Source organism: Pseudarcicella hirudinis (genome assembly GCF_900115665.1).
GTDB lineage: Bacteria > Bacteroidota > Bacteroidia > Cytophagales > Spirosomataceae > Pseudarcicella > Pseudarcicella hirudinis.
Map to the genome: position 1 here is coordinate 178672 of NZ_FOXH01000007.1, position 11648 is coordinate 190319.

10 protein-coding genes are annotated in these 11648 nt (G+C 37.4%); 2 read left to right on the forward strand and 8 right to left on the reverse strand.

Annotated features, from left to right (window positions below; all coding sequences use genetic code 11):
* Window positions 1–595: 595 nt before the first annotated feature.
* Entirely contained in the window at window positions 596–733 is a 138-nt protein-coding gene (locus BM179_RS25350; protein WP_177219408.1) for a hypothetical protein, read from the forward strand.
* Between the two features lie 67 nt (window positions 734–800).
* On the opposite strand, the gene BM179_RS14030 is transcribed toward BM179_RS25350, so the two are convergent.
* The 6 genes from BM179_RS14030 to BM179_RS14055 all read right to left on the reverse strand — a co-directional run bounded on the left by BM179_RS14030 (window position 801) and on the right by BM179_RS14055 (window position 8468).
* Window positions 801–3329, reverse strand: a complete 2529-nt coding sequence (locus BM179_RS14030) for a DUF5686 and carboxypeptidase-like regulatory domain-containing protein (protein ID WP_092017773.1) — start codon at window positions 3327–3329, stop codon at window positions 801–803.
* A gap of 403 nt (window positions 3330–3732) precedes the next feature.
* Window positions 3733–4317, reverse strand: coding sequence for an RdgB/HAM1 family non-canonical purine NTP pyrophosphatase (rdgB, locus tag BM179_RS14035; RefSeq protein WP_092017774.1), 585 nt, complete (start codon window positions 4315–4317; stop codon window positions 3733–3735).
* Between the two features lie 189 nt (window positions 4318–4506).
* Entirely contained in the window at window positions 4507–5412 is a 906-nt protein-coding gene (locus BM179_RS14040; RefSeq protein ID WP_092017775.1) for an FKBP-type peptidyl-prolyl cis-trans isomerase, read from the reverse strand.
* Window positions 5413–5462: 50 nt separating this feature from the next.
* Window positions 5463–6317, reverse strand: coding sequence for an FKBP-type peptidyl-prolyl cis-trans isomerase (locus tag BM179_RS14045; RefSeq protein ID WP_092017776.1), 855 nt, complete (start codon window positions 6315–6317; stop codon window positions 5463–5465).
* Window positions 6318–6493: 176 nt separating this feature from the next.
* On the reverse strand, window positions 6494–7354 hold the full coding sequence (locus BM179_RS14050; protein WP_092017777.1) for an FKBP-type peptidyl-prolyl cis-trans isomerase: 861 nt from the start codon (window positions 7352–7354) through the stop codon (window positions 6494–6496).
* Window positions 7355–7439: 85 nt separating this feature from the next.
* Window positions 7440–8468 carry a DHH family phosphoesterase gene (locus BM179_RS14055; protein WP_092017845.1) on the reverse strand — a complete coding sequence of 343 codons (1029 nt, stop codon included), beginning with the start codon at window positions 8466–8468 and terminating at the stop codon, window positions 7440–7442.
* A 236-nt stretch (window positions 8469–8704) separates the two neighbouring features.
* On the opposite strand from BM179_RS14055, the gene BM179_RS14060 reads away from it, so the two are divergent.
* Window positions 8705–9124, forward strand: coding sequence for a nucleoside-diphosphate kinase (locus BM179_RS14060; RefSeq protein WP_092017778.1), 420 nt, complete (start codon window positions 8705–8707; stop codon window positions 9122–9124).
* A 96-nt stretch (window positions 9125–9220) separates the two neighbouring features.
* Here BM179_RS14060 and BM179_RS14065 read toward each other — a convergent pair whose 3' ends face one another.
* A complete protein-coding gene (locus BM179_RS14065) occupies window positions 9221–10918 on the reverse strand; it encodes an ArnT family glycosyltransferase (protein ID WP_092017779.1) in 1698 nt (565 codons plus the stop codon).
* 59 nt (window positions 10919–10977) lie between these two features.
* Window positions 10978–11640 carry a phosphatase PAP2 family protein gene (locus BM179_RS14070; RefSeq protein ID WP_177219409.1) on the reverse strand — a complete coding sequence of 221 codons (663 nt, stop codon included), beginning with the start codon at window positions 11638–11640 and terminating at the stop codon, window positions 10978–10980.
* Window positions 11641–11648: the final 8 nt, after the last annotated feature.

Below are 11648 nucleotides of genomic sequence, written 5' to 3' on the forward strand. Positions count from 1 at the left end.
TTCGGAATGCCAACCGTAATCAGCCAGTTCATCATGCCTACTGTTATCAGTCAGTAATTATCTCCTGATAAATCAGCCGCAAAGCTAAAGCCTTTCAGAATTCATTAATTTTATCTGAAACGTCCATAAATGCCAAATATCATCAGCCAATCATTTGTTATGCTGATTGTTACCTGTCAATAGCGAGATTTGCAATTTTCTTACAAATTACAAATTTTCAGCATATATCACGAAAAATCATAAATTATCATTTGATAAAAATAGTTTTCGGTCAAGTTTTACACGAAAGCTTTCAGTACCTGCCATCATCAGCCAGCTGTTTATGCTATCGGCTGCCATTCACAAGCAATGGATTTTAAAGTTTCCAATCTGTATATATCTATCCCGGAAGCCCCGCAATTTGAGTAAACTCTCAAAGTGTATTCGATCCCGCATTTTGCGTGTTATATTCTATTCTCCTGATTAATTTTCCTGTTCCTGATATTCATAGACAATAATTATTTAAATACAGGCCTGACAGCAAATCTTTAATTTTTTTATAGATTTAGAGGATTTTTATGCTCATTTGCCAGCCTCCGTCATTTTAATAATTGCTATGAAAAAAAAACATACGCTTATCAGTAAACAAACTATTACCAAGCTTAATAATACTCAGGTCGGTCTGACCAGTTCTTCGTCTCCTCAAATCATAGAAAGTATTCCGATTTTAATACCAACTGTAATCAGCATATAATAAAAAAACTCCTACCGAAAAAGCAGGAGTTTGAATAAGGGTAATTTATGAGATGCTAAAGAATGTCTTAGAATTGGAAGTGCATTGATGCCTTTACAGTAAAAGGTGTAGCCTTGTCATGATCCAGATAAGTCAGCCTGTGAAATGCCTGCACTCTGAATATCTTGAATATATTATCAATTCCATATCCGACCTCAACAAAAGGAACGCTCGGATCTAAAGAATCGAATCCGTAACGGTCAAGATATCTTGACTCGAACGGTCTTGGTTTGCCTTCCTGCATCAACTCTACGTTTTCCTTGCGCTGGCTGCCGAATAAAACATTGGCGCTGGCAACAAGACGCCATTTTAATTTTTTAATAGCCGGAATACGGTTAAACACTAAACCTTCGAAACTATGGTTGTATTGAATAGAGGCATACTTATCACTGACAAACTCGAAATACTTCATTGTATTGAAAGCATTTCTGTTGTAAAAGAACGTTTCATTACCTAAGTGCGGGAAAAGCAAAGGTGCCGGCAAAGTAGAAGGCGTATAGCCAAGTGATAAGGTATAAGCCGAACGCCCAAGTGTTCCCAGACGGAAAGTCTGATAAGCCTTAAGTGTAAATTTGTGGTAGTCAAAATTTCCCCCTAAAACGTCTTTGAATCCTCTCTGATATCTGAACGTAATGACAGGGATTCGCTTCGTATCGAGCGTAATCCGATCGTTACCATTCATGATAAAAGTTTCATTTTTGGCAAACCTCGTTTCAAAAGTAAAAAACGTCTCATCATAATTGTCTTTTACCGGAGAGTCTTTCCCTAATTCAGGATTTTCCCGGAATTGAAATCTGAACAAAGGGTCAAAACTTCTGTGTGTCAGTGCAACTGTAAATGAAAGGCCTTTTGTAGGTTCTTTTGTAAAGAAAAATTCATTTTCTCTGCGATAGAAAGCTCCGGAGAAATTTCCCCATCTGGTAAAGGCATAAAATAGCTTATTATCCCCTATCAGCTCCTGGGTTAATCCGATTCTCTCTACATCATATGTATGCCTGAAACCGGCCATTGTCCATCGCTTTTTAGAAAAAAGATAGTCAATTTCACCACTGTATTTCGCCCGGAGGTCATTAGTTCCAAATCCGACAAAACCTCTTAAAATCCAGTGCTTGTCAAAATCAGGATTTGTTCTGAAACCCAAACGCAGTCTCATCCCTTCCAGTTTATTAAAAGCAATTGCGTTTATGTAAGGTCCTATATCAAAATTTCTGAACCTTTTGTATCCGCTGACAACGATTTCAGCAACTTCGACGTACGTTTTAACAACCGGAATATTCCTGACGGAGTCAATTAATGAGGATGCCAGCAAATCCTGTTTACTTAAAGAATCAAATCGGGCAGCTTTCCAGAAATTGGGATCGGGCTCTTTGGCATCTTCGGCAATTTCAGAAGCTAAATCATAAAAAGAAAGAGGTTTCGGTTGATTTACAACAAAGTTTCTGTTCGAGATATACATTTTTAAAAGCATCCCGGCAGAATTCTTTGTAATTTGTTCAATGTCTATTAAAAATCTGGTTTTGGCAGGGAGCCATGCACCTTCAGAAGTACGTTCAAGTTCCTGCTGAATCTTTATCTTTTCAATAAAGTTAAGGTTTGCTCCTTTTCCAACAGAGGCATCAATCTGTACCAGAGCAAAATTAGTTGTATCAATCCACATTTTGCCGGTAAAAACCAGATCCTGCACCCTCTTAGGGTCAAATTCTACCTCATAACATGGATGTCCGTCTATTTCAGTTGTATCAGAAAGAAAATATTTGTAGTTCCCTTTCCAGTTATCTCCGATCGGAGAGGTAAAATCTTTACCGAAGAAAGGAACATAATTATCATAGAAATTGTAATTAGCCAGCAAGTTTCCGCCAACCAGTTGAGAAATAAAACCACCGTCATGAACACCAACACCTTTGACGTTAGTCTTTTCGATCAATTCTTTTTTTCGCTGAGGACTTTCCCGGTAATAAAACTTAGAAATCGATTCTGAAATAAAAGTAGGAATTACAGGCTTTCCATCTTCTCCGGCTATTTTTTCGAATTTTTCTATAGCCTTATCAATTTTCTTCATAAACTTCTTTTCCCGAAGTTTCGCAGAAATATTATCAACATCCAATTCCATTTTTGAATACGAATCATATTCATAGGCAGTCAGTCGTTTCCTGTCATTTTTCTCCCGGTTGGCAATAACGCCCCGGATAATCCGAAATGCAGGATTTTCTCCTGAATACACCACAACTTCTTCAAGTGCGCGGTTGGCAGATTCGAGCTGAAAATTGATAGTCTGAGTTCCGGGCGACTGGGTAATCACCTTATAGCGGGATTTATATCCTACAAAGGAAGCAAACAGAGAATCAGACAGAACTTTCGTTCTAAGAGTGAATACTCCGTCAAAATTTGTTGCAGTACCAATATTTTTACCTTTAAGGGCCACATTAGCAAAAGGAACAGGATCACCATTCGAAGCATCTGTTACTCTACCCGTAATTATATATTGCGCTGAGATGTTTCCGGAAAATATTAGTAACAGTCCGAACGTAAGTATTCTAAATAAACGCTTTGAAATCATTAGTGATCTTTTTACAGATTTTTAACTTGTCTTTAAGGCACCAAAAGTGGAGATGGATTTAGAGGAAATAGTATAGGATTAATAATAGGAAAGTTCAAAATCAGAATATTCAGTAGTAATTACCAAAAACTGAATCAAAAGTTACTATTTTTTCGCTAAAATAATTCATTTCATCTCAAAAAAAAGACATTTAATCCACAAAATCCCCCTATTCGAATTTACAAAATTTACAAAAAATCATGAAATTATCGCAAACCTATCTTGGAAAAATACAGTAAACGCAGATTTTGCCTGACAAGGGATTATTTTTGGTTTTCATTCTTAAAACACGCTCTGTTTTAAGAAATTATTAAAGTTTGAGGTGATTTTCAGTTAAAGACACTAATAGCATAAAATTACTGTATCAGTTCCCGTTTTTCAGATAATCAACGAATTTTTGAAATGCTCTGGCACGATGAGATATTTTACTTTTCTGCTCCATCGACATCTCCGCAAAAGTAAGTTCCTGCCCTGAAGGAATAAAAACAGGATCATAGCCAAAGCCTCCGTCTCCCCTTAATTCTCTGATAATACTGCCATCAATCCTGCCATCAAACTGGTGTATTACGCCATCTCTGATTAAAGTTATCACTGTTCTGAAACAGGCAGAAAGATCTTCTTTTCCTTCAAGGTTCTTTAGCAATAAACTGATATTATCGGCATTGCTCCGATGCTCTCCGGCATATCTGGCAGAATATACGCCAGGTTCTCCGCCCAGTGCTGCAACTTCGAGCCCGCTGTCATCTGCAAAGCAGTTTATTTTATAATGATCAAATAAATATTGTGCTTTTTGAAGGGAATTGGCCTCCATGGTATTTCCGGTTTCAGGTAACTCCTCCTCACACCCTATTTCATTCAAGGTCAATAGCTCAAAATTATCTCCCAAAAGAGCTTTTATTTCTTCTACTTTGTGTTGATTGTTTGAGGCAAAACATAACTTGGTTTTCATCTGTATATCTATCTTTTTAATCAGTCCTTATTCTTTACCTGACAATAATTACGGTAAGAAAGTTGTACCGGATTAAATCATTTCCAGGATTTTAACAAAAAAAATCCTCTTTCCCGAAGAAAAGAGGATGCAAAATTATCAGAAGTTAATTTATCTGACAACTAAATTTTATTTAATCACAGAAAAACCTTATTGGATACTCACAACTTCAATTTCGAAATACAGAGGAGCATAAGGAGGAATAAGACTTCCCCCGCCAGATGCGCCATATCCTAAAGATGAAGGGAATACAAGTATTGCTTTCTCTCCTACCCTCATTTTACTGATTCCTTCCTGAAATCCTGCAATAACAGACTGGGCACCCATTACAAAACTATAGCTTCCAGCATCAAACTGGCTATCATAAGTAGTCAATCCTGAAGAATTTGTCTGACGGAAAGAATAAAGCAATTTACCAACATAATTCACCTTAACTGTTTTACCTGTCTTGATTGAATCTCCTGCGGGATTAGATTTGGTGATGATATATCTCAATCCTGTAGAAGTTAACACTGGTGTCGGTAATTTCTGGTTTGTCAGAAATTCAGAAATCTGTTCTTCTTCATTTCTTGTCTTCAAGAACTTGATATCTACCCTGATCGGAGAATAAGCCGGTAAATTTGCGTAAGACTGACTTCCGTACGCAAGTCCTGATGGTAACAGGAAAGTACCTTTATCCCCCTGCTTCATCGTTGAAATCGGCAAACCAAAAATTGTAGCCGCATTGGTAGTCCAGATAAAGGCAGAAGGCTGTTGTTTACTTTCACTTGTACTATCCAGAATAGTACCATCTAATCTTGAAGTGACATAGTATAAAGTTACCAGTTCATTAGCCTGAGGAACTCTTGATCCTCCGTTACTTGTAACATTATAGTACATCCCGTTCAAATCTTTTGTCATAGACAAATTATTCTTTGAGATATAACTCTGAATATCTTTGTCATTTTGTAATTGCTTGGCAGCAAAATCGTCGGTAGGGCTGCTAAGACAAGAGCTCAGCAAAGCTCCCATCAACAAAAAACCAATAAATTTGAAAGTTGATAGCGGTTTAATCATTTTAAAAATGTTTAATTGTTGTATTGGTAAGGATTTATTAAATACAAAAATTAGTTTGAACCAACTAGTTTTACTTCAAACCAAAGCGGGGTATTCCCCGGAATTGAGCTTGATCCTGTTGTTCCATAGCCTAATGAAGACGGGAACACCAAATATGCTTTTTCTCCGATCTTCATTTTTTCAACACCTTTCTGGAAACCTGTCACCAAAGATCCTGTCGCTCCGATGGTTACACTCAGGGAGTCAGTTGTGGAGTAATTACCGTCAAAAGCACTTCCATTCAGGAACCGGCCTACATATTTAACCTTTGCAACTTTACCTGAAGCTAAAACATCACCGAAACCTGGTTCAACCCTGATATATCTTAACCCGTTATTCGAAGTATCGGTAACAGTAAGTTTTCTGCCTGCAATAAAATCATTAATCAAATCATCTTCATTTCTGATTCTGAAAGACTGAATATCACAACGAAGCGGAGCATAAGCCGGAAGGTTATCAAATGCCTGTGCTGTTCCCGGAAGTACAACAGATGCTTTTTCTCCTTCTTTCATTAAACTGATCAATTGGTTAAAAATAGGGCTGCTGAAACCGTATCGGTAAATAAAAGGTGTGGAAGTAGTTTCCAGCACTTTACCGCTCAGATCAGACAGTGTATAGTTTACAATAATAGAATCGTATTGCTTGGGTTGACGGGCAGTATTGAGAGATAAACTCTTGAAGTAATAAGAGCCATTACCCAATTTCGTAGCAGTAGTAATGTTATTTTTGGCCAGGTACGCAACAATTTGGGCATCCATTTCTTTTTTCCTTACGTCGTCTTCTAATTCAACATTAGACAGACACGCTCCAAGTCCAACACATAAGCTCAAAAAACAGAGTGCCTTAATGATATTTGATTTTTTCATGTTTTAACAAAAATTGGTCTCCGGCACTCAAAAGGCCGAATAGTAAAGTTCTAACGAGAATTAACCTTTCTTATTGCCAATCTATCCGAAAGATTTTAGGGGCTAGGTTTCAGGGAGTCTTATCAATTCAAAACTTTATCCCGGAACCTAACCCCTAACCATTGCTGCAATCGCTATTATTTCTTGATATCTAAAACTTCAACTTCGAATACAAGAATAGAGTTACCCGGGATAGGACCTCTCTCTTCTTCTCCGTATCCGATTGACGGAGGAATGATAAATGTACCTTTTCCACCTTTTTTCATCATCGTCATTGCTTCATTAAAACCAGGGATCATTTGTCCGATTGGCATATCAGCACTTTTATTCTGGTCAAAAATCTTTCCGTCAAGGAATTTACCTACATAGCTTACAGTACAAGTCTGACCGGTTTTAGCATTTTCTCCTGCTCCTGGTGCTGAAATTGAATACAGCAAACCTGATTTAGCTGTTTCAAATTTCTTACCGCTTTTAGCAACATAATCAGCCACTAATTGAGGAACCATTGCTTTGCGTTTTTCTGATTCAACTTTTGCTTTGTCAGCCTCAGCTTTCATTTCTTTTTCAAATTCCGCTTTAGTCTGAACTTTCACAACTTTCACTGTATACTTCAGGTCAGTTCCTCTTTTGATGAACGGAGGAAGCATTTGCTGTGGATTTTTAGCGATAGAATCAACCGGAACAAAAATTGTAGCACTATCACCGATTGCAAGCAGGCGAAGGCCGTCTTCAAAACTTCCTTTGAAACCTGAAGCACCGGCAGCCTGAATCATCGCTTTTGCAGGTTTTCCATCTTTATAAGAACTTTGTAAAACTGAATCCGATCCGTTTTTAAATTCTATATTAAAAGTTACGATATCGCCGTCTTTAAGTTTTTTTGCATTGTCATCATGCGAATGGAACTGGATTTTCACTCCATCTTTCACTTCAACTTTGTACTTGTTACAAGCTACCAGCAAAGTAGCAGCAGAGAGGAATAAACTTATCTTTTTTAACATTTCTGGTTGAGTTTTGACAGCTGTTTTTTCTAGTGTCGTTATTTGTTTGTTTTTCTTTATTTGTAAAATATTTCAAATTTAATGCTTAACTCGGTACGGAAAGTAAGGCTTCTTTGTATTCCGGTAAAATACTCAATAGTTTATCAAGCGTTGCCTGCAGGCCAATTCCGTTTGTTTTACCCCCTGCTGCATTTTTATGGCCGCCGCCGCTAAAATACTTGCTGGCTATTTCATTTACCGCAAATTCTTCAACAGAACGGAAAGACATTTTAATCGCTTCCGGCCTGTCAACAATAATTACAGACATTACAATGTTTTCTATCTGTAAGCCATAATTCACAATTCCCTCTGTATCACCCGTTTGAGAATTAAATCGCTTTAATTCTTCATCCGTAACTACAAAATAAGCTACCCTGAATTCCGGCAAAACTGTCAGTTTTTCAGAAAGAACATATCCCAGGAATTTAAGACGGTCAAAAGAAGTACTGTCATAAATCCTTCTATGAATTTTATTGGTATTTACGCCGATTTCCATGATCTCCGCTGCCATTCTATGAACCGCAGGCGTGGTACTTGGATGGCGGAAAGAACCTGTATCGGTCATCATTCCTGCATAAAGACACTCTCCGGTTGGGATATCCATCAGTGCTTTATCTCCCAATAATTCCGTAATAAGTTTATAGATTAACTCACAGGTAGAAGAAGCATTTGTATCATGAAGACTAAACTGAGAGAAATTCTCGGGGTACAAATGATGATCTATCATCACCTTTACACCCGGTGCATTTCTGACAACCGCTTCCATATCGTTAATGCGTGATAATGCTGAAAAATCCAAACAAAATATCAGGTCTGCCTCAGCAATTAATTTAATAGCTTTTTGTCTGGTTTTATTATTTTCAAAATTTATAACATCCTCATTACCATCCATCCAGGCAATAAATTTAGGATAGTCTGAAGGAGTAATTACATCCACAGTATGACCTTTTTTCTTAAGGTAACGAGCCAAACCTAATGAAGAGCCAAGCGCATCGGCATCGGGTTTGAAGTGTGTGGTTATCACTACCTTTTTTGGAGTTGAAATCAATTCCTTGAAGGCATTCAAATTTTGCATTTCTTCGTTTATGAATTTATTATAACAAAACAGAAAATCTGATTGATATCTTCCTTTTTTGAAAACCTCAACATTCATGTTGAGCGGATTTTCTGACAGCACAGATGAGAATCAGCCTGTTGTTTTAAAAACAGAAGGGCAAAGTTAAAGAGAATTAGTGAATAAAATTTGTTAGGCTTTGAAAACCTGACAGGATTGAGGTAATTTTGTAAAGTTTTTATCAAAAATAACCAAATATGGCAACTAACAGAACATTTACCATGATTAAACCTGACGCTGTGGCGGATGGAAACATAGGTGCAATTACCAAAATGATTGAAGAAGCTGGTTTCGAAGTAATCGCTTTGAAAAAAACTTTGCTTACCAAAGAAAGAGCTGGCCAGTTTTATGCGGTACATGCTGAAAGACCATTCTACGCTGATCTATGTAATTATATGTCATCAGGTCCGATCGTTCCAATGATCTTAGAAAAAGAAAACGCTGTAGCTGATTTCCGTACACTTATCGGAGCAACTAATCCGGCGAACGCTGATGAAGGAACAATCCGTAAAATCTTCGCAAAATCAATTGAAGCTAATGCGATTCATGGTTCTGATTCAGATGAAAATGCTGCTATTGAAGGCTCGTTCTTCTTTTCCGGTACCGAGCAATTCTAATACATTGACTTATTAATTGAAAGAGCGGAGTTCTGATAAACTGAATTTTTATCAGAATTCCGCTCTTTTTGTATTCAGCATTTAACCGCCGGATCATTATTTCCTTCTGTAAAACAGGAATCCGTTCTCTTCTTTAATCAAAACGAGATTGGGATGATATTTCAAATCATCTCCCGCATCTACCTTCATGACGAAATAAGCCGGTTTGTCGAGTTTAGGAGCATTTAATACTTCTTCTCCATTCCTGTATTTCAATTTTGCCGGCACAGGTTTTCTGAAATAAAATAAATGTGCATAAGATTTAAAACCCAAAGGCTCTATATAAATATCCTGTCCCCGATGCGATTCATAAAAATCTATAGCTGTTCTTTGTGTATAACCTTCGATTTTAGTAACAACGATTGCAGAATATACAAAAAGTGTAATCGCTGTACCGAAAAATAACATATATAAAGCCAGTGATTTCTTTTCCTTTTTACGGAAATGAAAGAAAAGAAAAATAGCGGCAAAATAAATCAATCCGATAAATGGTTCTGTCCCGCTCCATTGAACCGGAGCCTGTAAATTGCCTACCACAAATGAATCTTTTATAAAGGGAGTAATATGATCCGAATACATCCCCACAATTGGCACCAATGCCAAAGCAATTGCCATAAGACCACCAATGAAAATGACGCCGAAACTCAGCCAGTTGTTCCATTTGAACTTTCCCGCCAGCCACTGATAAAGCGTGTGTGCAGCCAGAAATGAAACCGGAAACCAGGCCATAGAAGAATAATGTACAATTTTGGTCTTAACGATGGTAAATAAAATCATTACAACCCAAAAGAGTACGATCATCCATTTTCTGAAAATTGTATCAGCCCAAACCTCGGCATCGGATGAAGAAACATTTGTTTTGGGCACCTTCACAAAACCAAGATTTCTGATTGCAAAAACCGAAATAGGGAAACATCCTAACAACACAACCAGAAAATGATAGTAAAATGGCTGCTCATGTCCTGCATCTCCTGTAGTAAGCAAACGGATCTGATAAGCAATAAAGTCCTGAAAAAGGGCAATTCCGTTTTCATAAATAGATAAACCAAACCAAATACAGGCTACCAGAAAAGCCACTCCTATAGATACCAGGACAGGTTTTATACTATTTAAAAGGAACTGTATCTTAAATCCGCCGGCTCCCCAGAATGAGAGAAAAGTCAATCCCCATAACAAACCTCCCACCGGGCCCTTTGTTAAAATAGCCAGACCAATAAATAAACCTGAAAGAATAGCTCCTTTTAATCCCATTGCAGGGGAATTGTTAATCGGCGTAATTATTCTTGCCAAAAACCATACCCCCAGAAATATAAACAGATTGAAAGTCGGATCAATAATACCTGATTTAAAATACAGGTGCGGGGTAAATGAACCCAGGTAAGCGATAGCCCACAGCAATCCAAACTTAGAATTATAAAGTTTCTTACCAATCGAGTAAAAAACCAATAATGTAGCTATTCCGATCATGGCATTCGGAAATCTTGCTCCGAATTCGGGTGAAAAACCGGAAGTATCAGAAAAAACATTGAAAGCTTTCATTGCTAAAACCTGCATCCAGAAGAATAAAGGCGGTTTTTCCCAGAATGGCTGATAGTTAATCTGAACTGTTGAGTAGTTCCCGGTTAAAATCATTTCCCTGGCTGATTCCGCAAAATTGATTTCGTCCCAGTCGAACAAATGAGAAGCGCCTAAAAAGGGTACAAAAAACAGTCCTCCCAATAAGGCAATTAACAGGTAATTATATTTTTCTTTCATGTACAAATGAAATATTTTGATATTTTAAATACTGATAATCAAAGCCATAGAAGCAAAAATCACTTTCCTGACAAGTTACTCAAATTTCTCAAATACCATTTTTGAGGATATTTGTCAAACAGGGAAGTCATAAGATAAAAAATCAATACACTGGATAAACTTCCGATAACAGCACCTGCGAGCACGTCTTCTGGAAAATGCTGGAAAAGATACGGTCTTGAGAAACCGGTAAGAAAAGCCAGTGTAATAAACAGAAATCCGGCTTTTTTATTCTTTACCATGATGGCAATCAAAGTATAACTGGCAAAAGCCGAAGTGGTATGCCCTGAAGGAAAACTATTGTATTCGTTCATAAAAAGCCCGTTCATGAGTTCCCAGTGATACGGCTGGTCTTTGAAAAAGGCAATAGGTCTCAGAAAATCCGGAAATACAGAAAGTTTGAGAAACTGGGTAAAAAGTGATGAAATCGTTACGGAAAGGATGGCAATAATAGCCCAGTCGAATCTGATAAACAATAACAGGCAAATCAATATTGTCCATACAGTTCCTTCTGCTGAAAGCGTAATATAATAGAAGAACTGAAAGCCTCCGGGATTCGAAAAAGCATTGATCCACTTCATCTGATCAAGCTTAGAAGTAGTCATAATCCAATAAAAAGCAATTACCAGCAGAATCAGGTAGGGAATAAAAAAGGCCTTATTTTCTTTAATAATCTTCATCATCCGGCAAA